Source organism: Pseudomonas sp. AMR01 (assembly GCF_041946035.1).
Taxonomy (GTDB): Bacteria; Pseudomonadota; Gammaproteobacteria; order Pseudomonadales; family Pseudomonadaceae; genus Aquipseudomonas; species Aquipseudomonas antarctica_B.
Genome location: NZ_JAUTYR010000001.1, coordinates 375,725 through 393,920, shown reverse-complemented (window position 1 = coordinate 393,920; position 18,196 = coordinate 375,725). Strand labels below are relative to the sequence as shown.

Below are 18,196 nucleotides of genomic sequence, written 5' to 3'. Positions count from 1 at the left end.
TTCCGGCGAAGTTTGCTCGCCGGAAAGTGTCCACCATGTCCCCGCACACCCGTCAACCATGTGTCCGGTCCGTACAGGGCGTTTGCCAAAAGTGACCCGCTGTAAGAGCGGAACCGATTTCAGCCATCACCCAAACAACGGATATGTACCCAACCCAACCCAACCCAACCGCACACCAGCAAATTGACGCCCTGTCCATGACTGGATATGTTGTCTCGCATGAAAAAGACCTCGACCCAAGACACCCACCTGATCTCCCAGCTAGAGCAGATCGCCGAAGGCTTGAGCAAAACCTTCAGCCCGTTCTGCGAAGTGGTGCTGCATGACCTGCGCGACCCGCAGCACGCGATTCTGGCGATCCACAACAACCTCTCCGGGCGTCAGCCGGGGGAGCCGGCCACCGCGCTGGGCCTGGCACGCATCGCCGACCCGGAGTACGACCAGGTCATCGCCAATTACCAGAACCAGTTCAGCGATGGTCGCCAGGTCAAAAGCACCTCCATCGGCATCAAGGGCGTCAGTGGCGAATACGTCGCCGCCCTGTGCATGAACGTCGATCTTTCGCTGTTCCGTGGCTTGCAAGGCATGCTGGAACAGTTCGGTTCGCTCAGCGGCGACAACCCCAACGACTCCCTCGACCCGTCGGGCGCCGACGCGATTCGTGCGCGTATCGACAAGTTCGCCGCGCGGCTGGCGACGACTCCGCGTGCGCTCAAGACCGCGGACCGCCGCGTGTTGATGCAAGAACTCAAAGACTCCGGCTGCATGGACATTCGCCGGGCTATGGAAACCGTGGCCTCGCACCTCGGCGTGTCGCGCGCGGCGGTTTACACCTACGCCAAGTAACGCGCCACGGCTTCGATCTCGACCAGGTAGCCGTGGTGCAACTCAGGCACCGGCACCACCGCGCGCGCGGGGCGGTGCTCGCCGAGCGCGGCGGCATACACCTGGTCGAACTGCGGCCAGTGTTCGACGCCCACCACGTACACCGTGACTTTCACCAGGTCCTCGGGTGAGCCGCCCGAAGCCTTCAGTATCGCCAGCACATTTGCCAGCGCCAGCTGCACTTGTTCGGCAAACGAGGCCGACAGGTTGTGCCGCCCATCCGGGCTGACCGGTAATTGCCCAGAGATGTACAAGGTGTCGCCATGGCTGACGGCCTGCGCATAGTGCCCGGCGGGTTTTGATGCGGTGGGCGTGTTGATGATCTTCATGACGCCTCCTGGATCAGCGTGGCGAAGTTCTGAAAGTCCACGTTGCCGCCGGTCACGATGACCCCCACACGCTTGCCCCTGAATTGATCACCCATGCCGCGCAATGCCGCCAGACCGAGGCAGCCGGTGGGCTCCACGACCATTTTCATGCGTTGCATAAAGAACTTCATCGAGGCCACCAGTTCTGCATCCGACACCGTGAGAATGTCGTTCACCCGGTCACGGATGATGGGAAACGTGTAGTTGCCCAGGTGTTGGGTCTGTGCGCCGTCGGCGATGGTCGCCGGGGTGTCGATATGCACGATGCTGCCACTGCGCAACGAGCGCTGGCCGTCATTTCCGGCTTCGGGCTCCACGCCGAACAATTGGCAATCGGGTGACAGCGCACGGGTCGACAATGCCGTGCCCGAGAGCATGCCGCCACCGCCCAGGCCCACAAACAGTGCGTCCAGTGGCCCGGTGAATTCGAGCAGCTCTTTGGCCGCCGTGCCCTGGCCGGCGAGGATGTGCGGGTGGTCGTAAGGCGGGATCAAGGTCATACCGTGTTCAACCGCCAGCGTGCGGCCGATCTGCTCGCGGTCCTCGGTGAAGCGGTCATACAACACCACGCTGGCACCGTAGCCACGGGTGGCCGTGACCTTCGACGCTGGCGCATCGGCGGGCATCACGATGGTTGCCGGCATGCCCAGCAAGCTCGCCGCCAGCGCGATGCCCTGCGCGTGGTTGCCAGACGAAAATGCCACCACGCCGGCCTTGCGCTGCTGTTCATCGAAACGCGACAGCGCATTGAACGCACCGCGAAACTTGAAGGAACCGGTGCGTTGCAGGTTCTCGCATTTGATAAACACCTCGGCACCGGTATCGGCATTCAGGGTGCGTGAAGTGAATACCGGCGTCTGGTGGGCGAAGCCTTCCAGGCGCAGGGCGGCAGCGATGACATCGGGGTAAGTCGGCAATTGCATGGGACGGACCTCATGGGCGTTTCTAGATAAAATATCCACAACAAGACAAATAGTAAAGATGCGTTTTTCTCCTTGGGCATGCTAGGTTTTCGAACTTCGCTGACTGCTGGAGGGTACGACGTTGATCCGAATCACCGATTACATCGCTCACTTTTCCCACTCTGCCCTGGCGCCCTGGACTGACCTTACGCCTTGGGCGATGGTCTCTCAGGCGCCCGCCATCGTCCGGCAGTTGCTGGCCGAATTGTCGGTGGAGGATTACCGCATAGAAGATGACGTCGCCGTGCACCGTACCGCCACCGTCGAGTCCGGCGCCTTGCTTAAAGGGCCGCTGATCATCGGTGCCCATTGCTTTATTGCCAGCGGCTCACTGTTGCGCGGCGGGTGCTGGCTGGATTCACACTGCATCATTGGCCCCGGCGCTGAACTGAAAACGTCCTTCGTGTTCAGCGGCAGCAAGCTGGCGCACTTCAATTTCGTCGGCGATTCGGTACTGGGCCACGGGATTAACCTGGAGGCGGGGAGCATCGTCGCCAACTACCGCAATGAGCGCGACGACAAGGAAGTGCGGGTACGGGTTGACGGGCATGTGCAGCGCACCGGCTGCGACAAGTTTGGTGCCTTGTTGGGCGATCAGTGCCGTATCGGCGCCAATGCGGTATTGGCGCCGGGTGCGCTGCTCAAGCCTGCCAGCGTGGTAGGGCGCGGGCAGGTGTTTGATGGCGAGAAAGACTAGAAGTCGGCAATAAACTGCACGCGGCCGACCACTGCGCCGGTGGTTTGCGTAAGCCCTCCGGGGTATTTCACGTATTGCAGGTTGGGGCGCACCATCAGCCATTTTGTTGCCTGGAAGCCGTAGTTGATCTCGTAGCTGTATTCGCGGCGTTGTTCGGGCACGTACAGCGGGTCATCGATATCGGTAACGCCGTTGGCTGCGTTGAGCATCTGCGTAGCCTTGCTCGGCCAATTGCGGGCGCAGGCCGTTCCGGTCGCCGAGCATGGCGGGGGAATTGGGGTCCAGCAAACCGGCGCTGAAGGCACAGGTCGACATGGCGCTGCAGAGCAGGGCCAGGGGGAGGGTGGTACGCATTGGATGATGGGAACAGCACAAATTTCAGGCACACAGGGGCCTACTGTGGGAGCGGGCTTGCTCGCGAAAGCGGTGGTTCAGGCATGAATCTGGTGACTGACACACTGCATTCGCGAGCAAGCCCGCTCCCACATTGGAACTGTGGTGTTTGTAAGGGGGGTGTGTTTACTGCAGGTTAACGAACAACCCGCCGTCCACCAGCAACGATGCGCCGGTCACATAGCGCGCCATGTCGGAGGCCAGGAACACAATCGGCCCGGCCACGTCATCCGGCTCGCCCAAACGACCCAGCGGCGTGCGCGAGGTCATGTAGGCGAGCTTTTCTTCATCGGCCAAATCTTCCTTGTTGATGTCGGTGGCGATGGTGCCCGGCAACACCGAGTTGCAGCGAATGCCATAAGGCCCCAACGCAATCGCGCAGGACTGCATCAACGAATGCAGCCCGGCCTTGGTCGGCGTGTAGTGGGTTTGCATGCCGCCGCCCACCAGCGCACTGATGGAACTGACGGCGATGATCGCGCCGCCACGGCCCTGGTTTTTCATCTGGTTGGCCGCCGCCTGCACGGCGAAGTAGGCGCCGTTGAGGTTGGTGTTGACGGTCTTGAGGTAGACCTCGCGCGGCATGTCGAGGAACGAGTGGAACGGGCAGATTCCAGCGTTGTTGACGAACACATCGACGCTGCCGAAGGCTTTGACTGCGCCGGCAACGAGCGCGTCGCCGGTGTCCGGGTCGGCGGCGTCGCCCCCGACTTGAATGGCCTGGCCGCCGAACGCCTTGATCTCTTCAATCAACGAGTACGCCGCCTCGGTGCCCTGGCCGCTGCCGCTGTGGCCGATCACCACGCGAGCGCCCTGACGCGCACATTCACGGGCGGCGGCGCGGCCGATGCCACGGGAGGCGCCGGTAATGATTACGGTTTTGTCTGCAAGCAACATAAAAAGTCTCCTGGGAAAAATGAGAGGTTCAGCCGAGGTAATTGCCGTAACCGACCATGGCGATGGCGCCGAGGATCACCGCGATGCCCGCCACCAATACGCCCTTGTTGGTCGCACTGGTGCCTTGCCATTCGCGGAAATACAGGCCCCAGCAGTTGGACACGATGATGATGAACGACATGTGCAGCACCCATGAACTGGCGTCGTTCTGCAGGCGGCTTTCGCCCATGCCATAGAAGAAAAACTGCAGGAACCACAGGGTCCCGGCGATGGCCACCAGCAGGTAATTGCTCAGCAGCGGGGTGCTGCGGTCGGTGTAGTTGGAGAAGGTGCGGTTACGCCAGTTGAGCCACAGGCACCAGATCCCGTTGGTGGTCAAACCGCCCCACATGATCACCATGAAGGTCACGTTGTTCTGGAACAGGCTGTTGGCGCCGTGCTCCACCGCGGCGGCGGCGAGTGGGCGGCCAGCGGAAATACCGTAGCTGAAGCAGGCGCTCAATACCCCCGAAATCACCGCCACCAGCATGCCCTTGCCGAGCGAAAACTCGCTGACACTGGCGAGCTTCACCGCCTGCGGCACTTCGCGTTCCTTGATAAGCCCGGCCTTGCCACACACCGCGATGCCGATCAACGACACGGCCACGCCCCACAGCACCCAATGCCCGCCCTGTGAGGCCAGCATCGAGGTCAGAGTGCCCTCGGTTTCAGTGGTGAACAGGTCGCGGTACAGCGCCGGCATCAAGGCGCCGAGGGCCGAGGTCAGGCCCATGATCAGCGACATGCCCAGGGACAAACCGAGGTAGCGCATGGTCAGGCCGAAGGTCAGCCCGCCGATGCCCCATAACACCCCGAACAGATAGGTCCACAGCAAAGTGCCGGTGTCGGCCGTGCGCAGGATTTCCAACCAGCCCGGCACGGTGAGTTGCGCGGCAATCAGCGGCACGATCAGCCAGGACACCAGGCCGCCGGTGATCCAATAACTTTCCCAGGCCCAGCCGCGGACCTTCTTGTAGGGGATGTAGAAACTGCCGGAAGCGAAGCCGCCGATAAAGTGCAGAATCACACCGAAGAGAATGATTTCCACGTGGTTGAATCCTTTTTATTGTTGTTGTGAGCCAGTCGGTTCAAGGGCGCGTCAGGTGGAACATGGGCAGCAGGTCAACGCTGATCGGCGAGGCATCCGCGTGGCTGGGCATGATGTCCTGCATGTAAGTCCACCAGCGTTGCATCAGCGCGGTGCCGGGCAGTTCGTCCAGGCCATGGGCGTCTTCGTGGGTCAGCACCGCAAACAGCGCGTTGGCGGCCTCATCGAGAAAAATCCGATAGTCCACGACGCCCGCCTCCAGCAGCGCCTGGGCCAGTTCTGGCCAGAGCTCATCGTGGCGTCGACGGTATTCGTCGGCCTGGCCCGGATTGAGGTTCATGCGAAAGGCACGGGTTTGCATCACAGTTCTCCATGGGACGGCGCAGGCGTGTAGATGCGCACCGCGTTGTGCAAAAAGAACTTGGCCTGCGCCGCTTCGGACTTGTCTGCCATGCAGTTTTTTACCAACGCCTGCGTGGTGGCGAAATCCGCCAGGTGATCGCTGTTGGGCCAGTCACTGCCAAAGAAACAACGGTCCTCGCCAAAGGCCTCCCACAACACGGCCAGGCGGTCGTTGTAGAACGCGGTGTCGGTGATCAAGCCGTGCGGCCCGAGCTGGGGGATTTCTGCCAGTTTGGCGAACACATTCGGCCGTTCGGCCAGGCGCAACAGGTCGGCGTGGTAGGCGTTTTCTTCGCCGGTCGGCACCTGGGCGTTCGGCAGGTGGTCGACGACAATGCGCAGTTGCGGCAGCGCGTCGCTCACGTGCAACAGCCCCTTGATCAGACGCGGATTCGGGTTGGCACTGTCCAGGCTGCGTCCGCAGGCGGCCAGCTGGCGCAAACCGTCGATAAACCCCGGGCGGGTTTGGTCCAGCAGCAGGTCGCGGCCCCACAGGTTGCCGTAGCGCAGGCCAAGAAACAGCGGCTCATGGGCCAGTGAGTCGAGGTCGGCAGCGAAAGACGCTTCACGTGGGTCCAGGTTGCCGACAAACCCCAGCATGCGCGGGTCGCTGCGCAGGGTGTCGAGCAGCCAGTGATTGTCGTCACGCCACGGGCTGGCTTCCACGGCGATGGCGCCGACCACATTGTGTTCGCTTGCCACCGCCCAGTAATCCGCTGGCAAATGCGCGGCGTACAGGCGGTTACCCGGCTCCGGCCAGGGAATGCCTTGAGCGCGACGCGGGTCAAACAGGTGCAGATGGCTGTCGATGATCGGGCCGCTGTAAGGGGGCAGGGGCATGGCGCAGTCCTTATCTGTAGCATTCTGGGGAAGGCCCGCACGCTACCGCGCCGGGCCACGTTTCACCACCTCAGCTCTGCAGGTACACCACGTGCGTGTGGGTGTATTCGTACAGGCCGTGTTTGCCGTCAGCACCGCCCACGCCGGATTTACGCACGCCGGCATGGAAGCCTTGCATGGCTTCGAAGTTCTCGCGGTTGACGTAGGTTTCGCCAAAATCAATCTCGCGCACCGCATGCATTGCCTTGCCCAAGTCGCGGGTGTAGATCGAAGACGTCAGGCCGTAGTCGCAGTCATTGGCCATGGCGATGGCTTCGTCCAGATCGTCGACAATCTGGATCGGCAGCACCGGCCCGAAAATCTCTTCGCGCATGATCTCCATGTCGGCGCGGCAGCCGGCCAATACCGTGGGCTGGAAGTGAAAGCCCGCGCCCAGGTCGGCAATCTGCCCGCCGCTGACCAGGGTGGCGCCCTGGCTCAATGCCGTGCGCACTTTGCGGTTGACGCTGTCCAGGCCCTGGCGGTTGATCAGCGGGCCCATCTCCACATCAGCCTGAGCGATGGGGTCGCCGAAGCGCGTGGCCGACATCGCGGCGCTGATGCGCTCGATAAACTGGTCGGCGACCTTGCGCTCCACGTACACGCGCTCGGCGCAGTTGCACACTTGGCCGGTATTGATGATGCGCGAATCGCGGATGGCTTTCACCGCCAGGTCGAGGTCGGCGTCAGCCAGCACGATGGCCGGCGCCTTGCCGCCCAGCTCCAGGTTGAGCTTGGTGATATTCGGTGCGGCGGCGGTCATGATTCGCGAACCGGTGGCCACGCTGCCGGTGAAGCTGATCATGTCCACGCCCTTGTGCGCAGTGAGTGCGCCGCCGACCTGGCAGTCGCCGCACACCACGTTGAACACGCCTGCGGGCAGGTCGGTCTCGGCCACGAGTTTGGCGAATTCGAAGCAGTTATTCGGGGTTTCTTCGCTGGGCTTGATCACGATGGTATTGCCGGTGAGCAGCGCCGGGGCCATCTTGCGCGCGATCAGGAACAACGGAAAATTCCACGGCAGGATGCCGGCGACCACGCCCAGCGGCTTGCGGAACAGGAAGATATTTTCGTTCTGGCGGTCGCTGGTGATGATCTCGCCTTCGATACGCCGCGCCCATTCGGCCATGTAGTCGAGGTAGTCGGCGGTGAAATTGACTTCGACCTCCGCCAGGCCACTGACCTTGCCCTGTTCAAGGGTGATGGTGCGTGCCAGGTGGGCGACGTTTTCGCGCAGCCTGGCAGCGATGCGCCGCAAGTGGCCGGCGCGTTCGATGGCGGGTTTGCGCGCCCAGTCTTTTTGCGCATGGCGAGCGGCGGCGAGTGCCTGGTCGACGTCGGCAGCGGTGGAGGCCGGCACCTTCGACAGCAGCGCGCCGGTGGCCGGGTTGAGCACGTCAATGTGTGCCTGGCTGGCGACGAAACGGCCGTTGATAAAGTTCTGGTAAACGGGAACAGATGACATGGGCAGGTTCCTCAGTAAGTGCGCGACGGCGCTTTCGCGTCGGCGGCCGGGCGATAACGGGCGAGTGTTGCCAGCGCGCTTTGGCGCAGCAGGCTGATGTCGATGGCCACCGCGATAAAGCGGCAACCCCAGGCCTGGTAGCGGCGCGCGTCTTCTTCGTTGGGCGCCAAGATGCCGCTGACCTTGCCGGCGGCAAGGGTGGCGTCCACGGCGTGCTTGATGCGTTGCTGGACTTCGGGGTGGCCAGGGTTACCTGCATGGCCGAGGCCGATGGACAGGTCGGCCGGGCCGATAAACACCGCGTCCACACCTTCCACGGCAGCGATCGCCGCGACGTTTTCCACGCCCAGACGCGACTCCACTTGCACGATCAGGCACAGCTGCTCGTGGGCGGTTTGCAGGTAATCCGCCACGCCGTCCCAGCGCGTGGCGCGGGTTAAACCACCGCCGACGCCACGAATGCCGTGGGGCGGGTAACGCATGGCGCGCACCAGCGCCTGGGCTTGTTCAGCGGTTTCAACCATGGGGATCATCAGGGTCTGGGCGCCGACATCCAGCAATTGTTTGATCAGGTTGGCGTCGCCACTTACCGCACGCACCACGGGCGCTGTGGAGTAGGGCGCCACTGCCTGCAATTGGTTGAGTACGCTGGGGACGGTATTGGGCGCGTGCTCGCCATCGATGAGCATCCAGTCATAGCCGGTGCCGGCGACGATTTCGGCCGCGTAGGCGGTGGCGAAACCGGCCCAGATGCCATATTGCGTGGCGTCCTCGGCGAGGGCGGCCTTGAAGCCGTTGCGGGGCATGTTCATGGCAGTCTTCCTCAGCGGTTGTACGGACGGTGCAGTTGGCAATCCGGGTTCAGGTCAACGCCGAAACCGGGCTTGTCGAGTTCCGACAGGCGCATGCGGCCATTCACCGGTACCGGTTCGCCGAGCAGTTGCGGATGGAACATGGGCACCACTTCGTCGGCCTTGGGCGCCATCATCAGGAATTCGGCGAACGGGCTGTTATGGCGTGTGGCAACAAAGTGGTAGCTGTAGACCGACGAGCCGTGGGGCACGACCATCGCGTTGTGGGCATCGGCCAGGGCGGAGATTTTCACCAGTTCGGTGAGGCCGCCGCACCAGCCGACGTCGGGCTGGATAATGTCGCAGCAGCCCATCTCCAGCAGCATGCGAAAGCCCCAGCGCGTGGCTTCGTGTTCGCCGGTGGTGACCAGCATGCCCTTGGGCACGTTGTTGCGCAGGGCGGCGTAGCCCCAGTAGTCGTCCGGGGACAAGGCTTCTTCGATCCATTTCAGCCCGTATTCATGGGCGCCAATCGCCAGTTTGGTCGCGTAGTTAAGGTCCAGGCTCATCCAGCAATCGAGCATCAGCCAGAAATCCGGGCCGACCCGTTCGCGCATGGTCGCCAGGGTTTCGAGGTTTTTGCGCAGGCCTTCTTCGCCTTCGCTGGGGCCGTGGTGCAGGGGCATTTTGCCGCCGATGAAACCCATCTTCTGCGCGAGGTCGGGGCGCGCGCCAGTGGCGTAGAACTGCAGTTCGTCACGCACCGCGCCGCCGAGCAATTGGTGCACCGGTTCCTGGCGGATTTTGCCGAGCAAGTCCCACAAGGCCAGGTCGACACCGGAGATCGTATTGATCACCAAACCCTTGCGGCCGTAGTAAAGAGTGGACTGGTACATCTGGTCCCAGATCTTTTCGATATCGGTGACGCGGGCGCCCTCGATAAAACGCGCCAGGTGTTTCTCGACGATATAGGCCGCCGGTTCCCCGCCAGTGGTCACCGCAAAGCCGACAGTGCCGTCGCTGGCTTCAATTTCCACCACCAGCGTACCGAGCACGTTGATGCCGAAACTGCGGCGGCTCTGGCGGTATTCGGGGTATTTGCTCATGGGCGTGCTGATGTGGTCATCGATCCAGTGGCCGTCGGCCTGGTCGTGGTAATCCGCGCCGCCGCCGCGCAGTACAAAGGCGCGCACGTGTTTGATAGTGAGGTGACCCATGGTGTGACTCCTGGAATTAAACAGTGGCCGGCGTGTTCGACGCCTTATGGCCGGGTGAATGGATGCCCAGTACCAGCAATGCCGCCAGGACCGTGGTGGCGGACAGCAGGTAGAGACCGGCCGCCGGGGAGTGGAAAGCGCCTTCGGCCCAGTGCTTGATCACGGGCGCAATAAACCCGCCGAGGGCGCCAAAGGAATTGATCAACGCAATGCCGGCGGCAGCCGCGCTGCCGGCCAGGTAGCTGGAGGGGAACGTCCAGAACACCGGTTGCACGGCGATGAAACCCGAGGCCGCGAAACACAGGGCAAGCATGCCCAGCAGCGGGTTGGCGAAGGTCACCGAACAGGCGATGCCGGCGGCGGCCATTAACAGCGTCAGGCTGGCGGTGCGGCGGCGGTCGCCGGTGCGGTCGGAGTAGGCGGGGATCCACCAGGCGGCAAACAGCGCGCAGACCCATGGAATGGCCGACACCAGCCCGACCATCAGCCCGACCTTGGCGCCGAGCAGGCCACCGACCTGGGTTGGCAGGTAAAACACCACGCCGTACACGCTGGCCTGGATCAGCAGATACACCAGGCACAAATACAGCACTGACGGTTGGCACAGCACGTTCAGCAGGCTACGGCCGTGGGAGGTTTTGTGGCTGTCTTCCGTGTTTAGCAGGGCCTGGATTTGCTCGCGCTCATCCACGGTTAGCCACTTGGCATCGGCGGGGCGATTATCCAGGTACCAATAGGCCCAGATGCCCACAGCGGTGGCCATCAAGCCTTCCACCGCGAACAGCCATTGCCAGCCGTGAACCCCGCCGATGCCGTCCATCTCCAACAACAACCCGGACAGCGGGCTGCCGAAGATGAACGCCAGCGGCGCACCAAAGTAGAAGAAACCCATGGCCTTGCCGCGCACGGCTTGGGGGAACCAGTAGGTGAGGTAAAGAATGACGCCGGGGAAGAACCCCGCTTCGGCCACGCCGAGCAGAAAGCGCAGGACATAAAAGCTGGTTTCGTTGTGGGCGAACACCATCGCCGCCGACACCAGGCCCCAACTGACCATGATCCGGCACATCCACAGGCGGGCGCCGACGCGGTGCAGGATCAGGTTGCTCGGCACTTCCAGCAGCGCGTAGCCGACGAAAAACACCCCGGCGCCGAAGGCGAACGCGGCATCGCTTAAGCCGGTATCGGCCTGGAAAGCTTGTTTGGCGAACCCGACGTTGGCGCGGTCGAGAAAGGCCATGATGTACATCAACAGCAGGAAGGGCAGCAGCCGCCAGGAAATTTTGGCGAGCAGGGGCGCAGGCAGGGTTTTCATAATGGCGTCCGATGTTTTGTTCTTATGGGCCGGACTGTACGGCGGGCGAGAGATACGCTACAAATCGAATCTCGCTTACAAGCGATAACCTCAGGGTATCGATAACAAGGAACTGTATGAGTCATCCGCTCGCTTCTCGGAGCCTGTTCAACCGGCTGCGCTACAAGCACCTGCACATGCTGGTGGCGTTGAGTTCCAGCCAAAACCTGCACCGTGCCTCTCAAGCCTTGAACATGTCGCAACCGGCGGCCACGCGCATGTTGCGTGAGATCGAGGACATGTTTGCCTGCGACCTGTTCGAGCGTTTGCCCCGTGGCATGCGGCCTACAGCGCTGGGCCAGGAGCTGATCCGTTTTGCCGAGTCAGCCCTGAGCGGGCTGGACCGCTGCGCCGAAGACCTGATGGCGCGTCAGCAGGGCGGCTATGGCTACCTGTCGATCGGCACGATCATGGGCGCGGCGCCGGACTTGGTCATGAACTGCATCGCGCAGATGAAAACCCTCTACCCGCAATTGCGTATCCGCATCATGGGTGACACCAGCGACCAGGTGATCCAGTTGCTCGAACAGGGCCGTATCGACCTGGGCATCACCCGGCGCAATGCCGCCACCGACAGCGAGCATTACACCTTCGAGCCGTTGGGCAACGAACGCATGCTGGTGGTGGTGCACGCCGGCCATCCTCTGGCTCAGCGCGAACGGCTGGAGCTGGCGGAGTTGGTGAGCGACTGGCCGTGGATCCTGCAACCGCAAACCAGCCCGGCGCGGATCGGCTTCGACGAGGCCCTGCAAGACCTGGCGCTGCCGAGCCCGGCGGACATCATCGAATGCAGTTCGATTTATTCGATGCAGCAACTGATCCAGCTCACCGACGCGGTGATGGTGCTCTCGGAAAGCGCCCTGCGGGACTACTTGAAAATGGGCCTGGTGGTGGCATTGCCGGTGGCGCTGGATGTGCGGCTGGCCCCGTTTGGTCTGTTGTTGCGCAAAGGCGAAGGGGTCAGCCGCGAGTTGGGGCTGTTTATCGACATGCTGCGCCAGAAGGCGGCGATGCTCTAAACGGAATGTTGAAATGGGCATGGTACGTAGGCGCGATATTAAATAGAATGAATCTCATTTGAGACTCAGTCGCGCCGCGCAGGTTGCTTGCCATGAATGATGCTGTTGCCCCGACCCACGGCCCGGAACTGACGCTGTCGAGCTTGTACCGCGACCATCGCAGCTGGCTGGAAAGCTGGCTGCGCCGGCGCCTGGGCAATGCCTGGGATGCAGCGGACCTGAGCCAGGATACGTTCCTGCGGGTGCTGTCGAGTGCGCAGCCGATCGCGCATCTGCAGGAGCCGCGTGCGTATCTGGTGACTGTCGGCAAGCGTTTGCTGGTCAACTTTCATCAGCGGCGCAGCCTCGAACAGGCGTATCTGAATGCCCTGGCCAACTTGCCCGAGGCGTGCGTGCCGTCACCCGAACAGCGCTGGCTGGTGCTGGAAACGCTGCACGCGCTGGACGAATTACTTGAAGGTTTGCCGGTGCGGGTGCGCCGCGCGTTTCTCTTGAGCCAGCTGGAAGGCTTGGGTTATCGCGAGATTGCCGAGCGTCTTGAGGTTTCGGAACGCACGGTGAAACGCTACATGGCAGAGGCTTACGAGCATTGTTTGCTGGTGGAGCTGTGAGCCGCGACGTCGCCCGCGCGGCGGCGCAATGGCTGGCGTTGCTGGAGTCGGGCGCCGCCACCGAGCGTGATCACGCCAACTTGCAGCAGTGGCGCGACAGCCATCCGCAACACGAACAGACCTGGCAAAAAGCCCAATCCCTGCGCCAGCGTTTCAGCGACGTGCCGCACGCCCTGGCCATGGCCAGCCTCGACCGTCCGCAGCCCGGGCGACGGGCAATCCTCAAGCGTGCCTTGGGTGTGGCGGTGCTGGTGCCGACGGTGCTGTTGATTGGCCGTCAGTTGCCCATTCAGACGTGGCGAGCTGATTTGCACACGTCGACCGGTGAGCGCAAACGGCTGCCTCTGGCCGATGGCAGCAGCCTGCAACTCAACACGGCCACGGCGGTGGATATCGACTGGGCGCAGCGGCGCATCACCCTGGTTGACGGTGAATTGGCGCTGACGGTGCCCGGCGCTGCCCCGATGTCTGTACGCACCCGTTACGGCGAGTTAAGCGTCAGCCAGGCCGAGGTGTGCGTACGGCAATTGGCGTCCGGCTGCCGGGTTTCGGTGCGGGAGGGCTCGGTACAGGTGCGCGATATGAATGGGCGGCTGACGACGCTGCAGAGCGGCCAGCAGGCCTCCTTGACCGCCAGCGGGCTTGGCGCCTGGGTGCCGTTTGATCGGCTGCAACTGGACTGGCGCGACGGCATGCTGACCGCGCAGAACCAGACGCTGGGGGATTTTTTGCGCGAGTTGGAACGCTATCGTCCGGGCGTGCTGCGCTGGGACCCACGCCTGGAAGCGTTACGGGTGACGGGCAGTTTCCGTCTGGACGATACCGACCGAATCCTCAGCCTGCTGGCTTCGACACTGGGGCTGGAAGTGCAGGCACGAACGCGGTACTGGGTGACGCTAAGCCCGCGCAGCACGGCTGTATAACCTCGGGTGGGTTTGCTGTAGGAAGCAAACTCATCGTGGCGAGCGGGCTTGGTGTGGCGAGCGGGCTTGCCCCGCGTTGGGCTGCGCAGCGGCCCCAAAACCATACGCCGAGGAGTAACTGATACACCGCATGCTTCTTTACTGGGGCCGCTGCGCAGCCCAACGCGGGGCAAGCCCGCTCGCCACAGTAAGCCCGCCGCTCGCCACAGATGATGCTGGCCCGCTGCAACTCGATTCAGGCCAATGCCTCTAGCTGCGGCAGAGGGCAAATTGCTGATTGACTGTTTGCTGGCGAACAATTCCTATATATCCATAACGAATAAATAAAGAGTTATATATTCTTTTTAATGTTCGATCTGATAGCGCATTTTGACTGCCTGCGCATTCGTGCGGATTGACCCAACAGCCAAAGGAAAGCCGACATGACCATTAAAGCGATCAACGTGCGCAACCAGTTCAAGGGCGTGATCAAGGAAATCCTGCTGGGGGAAGTGGTGTCTGAAATCGACGTGCAAACCGCGTCCGGCATTGTGACGTCAGTCATCACCACCCGCTCGGTGCGTGACCTGGAATTGAAAGTGGGCAGCGAAGTGATTGCGTTTGTGAAGTCGACTGAAGTGTCTATCGCCAAACTGTAAACACCAAAACCACTGTGGGAGCTGGTACGCCAACTCCCACAGTGGTTTTTGTCAGTCTGTCACAGCGTCAGTTAATTCTTGCGCCGCCACCACCGCCGAACGGACGCGGTTCCGGTTCATCCGGCGGCGCCTCGCTTGGCAGCGGTTCGGGCGGTGTGTTCGGGTCTATGTAGTCCTTGTGCAAGTCGCCATCGAGGCGGTTGCTCGACGAGCCACCTTTTTGCGGCGTCTGGTCGAAGTGCTCCCACTCCGATTGCTGAAAGCGAAAGATACTGTCATCGGTCGGCGTGTCACGGCCGTGGTAATGGTGGATCTCGTAGTGGGCGTACTCGACCTTGTCGGCCCAGTCGCCCTGCAATAAACCATCGCCTGCCAGGTCGCGGTACCAGTCGTTTTCCTTCTCGGTGGCTTTCTGTTTTTTGTTGTGGTCGACAAAGTAACCGATGATCCCGCCGATCACCGCCAACGCCACGCCCACCAGGAAAAACGGCCCGGTCAATGCCGCCGCCGAGCCTGCGCCGAACAGTGCAGCAGCACCGAGTACCCCGGCCGAAGCGCCGAATGCACCGCCCGCCACTTGCAAACCACCGGCCGCCTGAGCCAGCGGGTCTTTGCTGGCTACACCACTCTTGATTGCCAGTGCACCCAGCACGATATCGGCAAAGCCACCGACGATGTCCGTGGCCGGGCCCAGTACCTTGATCACTGAACCGGCAATTTTTGCCGATTTGGAGGCGCCCAACTTGGCCACGCCCGCTGCGGCCAGCCCGTCATCCAGGTGGGTAGCCAGACCTTCTGTGGCTTCGGTGACGGCTTTGTCGCCTTCGCCAAACATCTTCGAGATGCCGTCGTACTGACTGTCAGGGACCGCGTCCAGCGCTGCGGAAATCTCTTTGCTGAGTTTCGTGTCAATCTCGCCGCCCGGGCCGAAGTCGAGCACCTTGCCTGCCGCGCCTTCCTTGCCCCAAATTTCCGGAAGGGTCTTGTCCAGGCCCAGAAAATTCACCAGCCCGCCCTTGCCCAAGGACTCGCCAATTTTGTCGCCCAGCTTGACGAAGTGGCTCGCGCCGCCTGCAAAGCTGAGGAAGTCCTTGGCGATGGACATGCGCTGAGCCGGCGTTTCGCCGAGCTTGCCGCCTTTGCCGACCATTTGGTAAATCGCCGAGAACAGCGTCACGCCGGCGCCGAGGGAACCGAGGATGCCCTTGCTGTTGAGGGTGTTGAATACTTCACCGAGCATGCCGCGATCCGCGACCGGGATGTAGGGCTTGCTCAGGGCGGTTTTGACATCGGCTTCGCTGATGGTGCCGCTGTTTTTGTAGACCTCACCCAACTCTTCAAGGGCCTTGGTCACGGACGAGGATTTCGCCTTGCCCTGAAGGCCTTCATTAAGGAATTTCTCCAGGGTTTCCTGGGTGCGGCGCGGCAGGTCGAGCAGGTTGCCCTTGAGCACGCTCTTGAGCAAACCGAACAGGTCTTTGGTGGCCAGTTCCTTGTTTTCGTCGGAGATCTTGCTTGGGTCCGAGAGGATGGTATTGAGGTCGGTGGTCAAGCCATCCGCCTGAATGTTCTGCGCAGCCTTGCTGGCAGCCTCCGGGTCGAACAACGACAGCGAGGTGAGGGTGTCACTCAGGTCCTTTTGCGCCTCGGACGTCTTGCCCTGGTTTTGCAGGTCCTTGAGGTACAGCACGTAATCAGGGTTTGACGTGAGGTCGAGCAGCTTCTGCTTGATCTCATCCTTGTTCGGCAACTTATTGATGGCGTCGTCCATCTTCGACTTGTAGTCGGCCTGCACCGTCGGGTCCTGGAACAACTCGCCGATCTGTTTCTGCACCGCCTTGCCGTCGATGATGTCGTGCATGTCGGCCGAGGTCAGCTCGGTCTGCTTGTCATCGAACTCGCGCCAAGTGGTGTTGAACGGGCGCTTGGACTCTTCGTAGCCCGTGATGCCATGGCCATTCTGGTAAGCCGCCTGGGCTTCCAGGGCGCGGACCAGTTTGGCCCGCGGGTCATCGTTGGGAATCGAGCCGTTTTTAACGCCTTCGCGGTAGGTGTCGATCAACTGGGTGGTGGCCAGTTCGCTGACGCTCAGGGTCGGCGACGTGTCGTCCTTTTCGTCGGCATGGACGCCGGTGTCCATGTTCAGCACATCGAGGTCGCCCGCCTTGGGGAGGTTGTGTGTTGCCCGTGTATCGTCGACCCCTGCGGTGCTGGCGGCGTCCCACTTGGCCTTGACGTCGTCGTAGAGCTGCGGGCTGAGCTCCCTGGACACGATCACCTTGCCTTCGCTGGTCTCATAGCGGATCAGGCCATCGCCCAGCTCGTCGGGGGAGCCGAAGGTGATGTCGGTGTTTTTCAGGAAGTCATTCGGCCCGGCGAGTTTGTAGCCGGCTTCTGCACTGGTGTTAATTTTGGTCCAGGTGTCATTTGCGGTGGCGACACTCTTGAACAGCTCGGGGCTGATATCGGAAGACACCACAACCTTGGTGCCGTCCTGCAATTCATAGGTGAGAACGTGGTCTTTCTGATCGTTGTTCCAGCTGAACATCTTGTAGTCGTTCAGCTCCGGCACTTTGGTATTGGCGTCGGCCAGAACCGCACCATTATTGAGTTCACCTTCTACAACGGCCTTTTTGCCGGGGTCGGTATACACCGCGTTGAGGCCCGCCAGGTAATCAAACAGCTTGGGGTTGTCGTCGCGGGCCACAACGACTTTCTCGCCATTGCTTTCATAACGAATCAATCCCGGGCCGACTTCGTCTACCGGGCCAACCGTCGTGCCGCCGTAGGGCGGCCACACTTCGTTGTCGGTGGCACGCCGGTAACCGGCGTCTTCACTGCTGGAGAGGCCCGTGAAGCTTTCATAGGCTTCCTTGGCTTTCTCGAAGGCCTCGGGGTTGTCGCGCTGGCTGATAACAATTTTGGTGCCGTCCTGGGTTTCGTAGCGGATCACGCCAGGGCCGGTTTCGTCCGGTGGGCCGAGGGCTTTGTAGTCGCCCAGTGTGTCCGGCGCCTTGCCATCCGCGCCGAGGCTTTGGTAACCCGCGTTCTGACTGGCGACTACGCCGGACAGCGACTTGAAATCCTGGCTGACCTGCTTGAACAGGTCCGGGCTGTCGTGCTCGCTGACGATGACTTTTTTGCCGTCCTGGGTTTCATAGCGAATCAGCCCCGGGCCGACTTCATCCGGCGGGCCGATGGCTTTGTAGTCAGACAAGGCCTCGGGAGGTGTGGCGTCTTTGCCGGCAAGCTCATAGCCATCTTTTTTGCTGGTATCCAGCCCGGACGGCGTCTTGTCGTGCGCCTCGACCGTTTTATCGGCGCTGTTCTTGAGCAGCACATGAAATTCCGCGCTCGCCTTGAGCAGCGTGATGCGGACGCTTTTGAGCTCGATCGAGTTGTCAAGCGGCTGGGTCGACATGCCGTGGAACTCCTGCTATTTCGGGTTGGACTGTTTGGCGAAAACAGTACCAGCAGGGTGGCGATGCACGTTGCGAAAAGTTGTGAATTGAGGCGGTGGGCTTTTCCATTCAATGTGGGCAGCGTGTTGATGAATGCCGCAGGGGCATAAAACAAGATATATGGAACTTATTAAGTAAGCGCCGCGGGAA

At 61.7% G+C, this 18,196-nt stretch carries 19 protein-coding genes; 6 read left to right on the top strand and 13 right to left on the bottom strand.

Annotated elements, in window-relative coordinates:
* Positions 1–219: 219 nt before the first annotated feature.
* Entirely contained in the window at positions 220–846 is a 627-nt protein-coding gene (locus Q7C20_RS01820; RefSeq protein WP_375064831.1) for a transcriptional regulator, read from the top strand.
* Here Q7C20_RS01820 and Q7C20_RS01815 read toward each other — a convergent pair.
* Together Q7C20_RS01815 and Q7C20_RS01810 are read right to left on the bottom strand one after the other, a co-directional pair.
* The gene (locus Q7C20_RS01815; RefSeq protein WP_375064829.1) at positions 834–1,214 is read right to left on the bottom strand and encodes a RidA family protein; all 381 of its coding nucleotides are present in this window, start codon (positions 1,212–1,214) and stop codon (positions 834–836) included. The two genes, Q7C20_RS01820 and Q7C20_RS01815, sit on opposite strands and share 13 nt — an antisense overlap.
* A complete protein-coding gene (locus Q7C20_RS01810) occupies positions 1,211–2,176 on the bottom strand; it encodes a threo-3-hydroxy-L-aspartate ammonia-lyase (RefSeq protein ID WP_375064827.1) in 966 nt (321 codons plus the stop codon). The genes Q7C20_RS01815 and Q7C20_RS01810 overlap by 4 nt, the downstream gene beginning before the upstream one ends.
* Before the next feature lie 121 nt (positions 2,177–2,297).
* Between Q7C20_RS01810 and Q7C20_RS01805 the strand changes: the two genes are divergently transcribed.
* Entirely contained in the window at positions 2,298–2,912 is a 615-nt protein-coding gene (locus Q7C20_RS01805; protein WP_348059020.1) for an LpxA family transferase, read from the top strand.
* Here the strand turns inward: Q7C20_RS01805 and Q7C20_RS01800 are convergent.
* The 10 genes from Q7C20_RS01800 to Q7C20_RS01755 all read right to left on the bottom strand — a co-directional run bounded on the left by Q7C20_RS01800 (position 2,909) and on the right by Q7C20_RS01755 (position 11,355).
* Complete coding sequence (locus Q7C20_RS01800) at positions 2,909–3,121, bottom strand: carbohydrate porin (RefSeq protein ID WP_375064825.1); 213 nt, start codon at positions 3,119–3,121, stop codon at positions 2,909–2,911. The genes Q7C20_RS01805 and Q7C20_RS01800 overlap by 4 nt on opposite strands.
* Positions 3,084–3,266 carry a hypothetical protein gene (locus Q7C20_RS01795; protein WP_375064823.1) on the bottom strand — a complete coding sequence of 61 codons (183 nt, stop codon included), beginning with the start codon at positions 3,264–3,266 and terminating at the stop codon, positions 3,084–3,086. Before Q7C20_RS01795 ends, Q7C20_RS01800 begins: the two co-directional genes overlap by 38 nt.
* Positions 3,267–3,431: 165 nt before the next feature.
* Positions 3,432–4,202 carry an SDR family NAD(P)-dependent oxidoreductase gene (locus Q7C20_RS01790; protein WP_375064821.1) on the bottom strand — a complete coding sequence of 257 codons (771 nt, stop codon included), beginning with the start codon at positions 4,200–4,202 and terminating at the stop codon, positions 3,432–3,434.
* A gap of 28 nt (positions 4,203–4,230) precedes the next feature.
* Entirely contained in the window at positions 4,231–5,289 is a 1,059-nt protein-coding gene (gene rhaT, locus Q7C20_RS01785) for an L-rhamnose/proton symporter RhaT (RefSeq protein WP_375064819.1), read from the bottom strand.
* Between the two features lie 40 nt (positions 5,290–5,329).
* A complete protein-coding gene (gene rhaM, locus Q7C20_RS01780; protein ID WP_375064817.1) occupies positions 5,330–5,650 on the bottom strand; it encodes an L-rhamnose mutarotase in 321 nt (106 codons plus the stop codon).
* The gene (locus Q7C20_RS01775; protein ID WP_375064815.1) at positions 5,650–6,531 is read right to left on the bottom strand and encodes an amidohydrolase family protein; all 882 of its coding nucleotides are present in this window, start codon (positions 6,529–6,531) and stop codon (positions 5,650–5,652) included. Before Q7C20_RS01775 ends, rhaM begins: the two co-directional genes overlap by 1 nt.
* A 70-nt stretch (positions 6,532–6,601) precedes the next feature.
* Positions 6,602–8,035 carry an aldehyde dehydrogenase gene (aldA, locus tag Q7C20_RS01770; protein ID WP_375064813.1) on the bottom strand — a complete coding sequence of 478 codons (1,434 nt, stop codon included), beginning with the start codon at positions 8,033–8,035 and terminating at the stop codon, positions 6,602–6,604.
* Positions 8,036–8,046: 11 nt separating this feature from the next.
* Positions 8,047–8,847: an aldolase/citrate lyase family protein gene (locus Q7C20_RS01765; protein ID WP_375064811.1), complete on the bottom strand. Its 801-nt coding sequence runs from the start codon at positions 8,845–8,847 to the stop codon at positions 8,047–8,049.
* 11 nt (positions 8,848–8,858) lie between these two features.
* Entirely contained in the window at positions 8,859–10,043 is a 1,185-nt protein-coding gene (gene rhmD, locus Q7C20_RS01760; RefSeq protein WP_375064809.1) for an L-rhamnonate dehydratase, read from the bottom strand.
* A 16-nt stretch (positions 10,044–10,059) separates the two neighbouring features.
* Positions 10,060–11,355 (bottom strand): MFS transporter, encoded by a 1,296-nt coding sequence (locus Q7C20_RS01755; protein WP_375064807.1) that lies wholly within the window; start codon positions 11,353–11,355, stop codon positions 10,060–10,062.
* A gap of 116 nt (positions 11,356–11,471) precedes the next feature.
* Here Q7C20_RS01755 and Q7C20_RS01750 point away from each other — a divergent pair, with 116 nt between their 5' ends.
* The 4 genes from Q7C20_RS01750 to Q7C20_RS01735 all read left to right on the top strand — a co-directional run bounded on the left by Q7C20_RS01750 (position 11,472) and on the right by Q7C20_RS01735 (position 14,585).
* Positions 11,472–12,413 (top strand): LysR family transcriptional regulator, encoded by a 942-nt coding sequence (locus Q7C20_RS01750; RefSeq protein WP_375064805.1) that lies wholly within the window; start codon positions 11,472–11,474, stop codon positions 12,411–12,413.
* Between the two features lie 92 nt (positions 12,414–12,505).
* Positions 12,506–13,024 carry a sigma-70 family RNA polymerase sigma factor gene (locus Q7C20_RS01745; RefSeq protein ID WP_375064803.1) on the top strand — a complete coding sequence of 173 codons (519 nt, stop codon included), beginning with the start codon at positions 12,506–12,508 and terminating at the stop codon, positions 13,022–13,024.
* Positions 13,021–13,947: a FecR domain-containing protein gene (locus tag Q7C20_RS01740; protein ID WP_375064801.1), complete on the top strand. Its 927-nt coding sequence runs from the start codon at positions 13,021–13,023 to the stop codon at positions 13,945–13,947. Before Q7C20_RS01745 ends, Q7C20_RS01740 begins: the two co-directional genes overlap by 4 nt.
* Positions 13,948–14,369: 422 nt before the next feature.
* Positions 14,370–14,585 carry a molybdopterin-binding protein gene (locus tag Q7C20_RS01735; protein WP_003173733.1) on the top strand — a complete coding sequence of 72 codons (216 nt, stop codon included), beginning with the start codon at positions 14,370–14,372 and terminating at the stop codon, positions 14,583–14,585.
* A 67-nt stretch (positions 14,586–14,652) separates the two neighbouring features.
* Here the strand turns inward: Q7C20_RS01735 and Q7C20_RS01730 are convergent, their stop codons facing one another.
* The gene (locus Q7C20_RS01730; RefSeq protein ID WP_375064790.1) at positions 14,653–18,006 is read right to left on the bottom strand and encodes a hypothetical protein; all 3,354 of its coding nucleotides are present in this window, start codon (positions 18,004–18,006) and stop codon (positions 14,653–14,655) included.
* Positions 18,007–18,196: the final 190 nt, after the last annotated feature.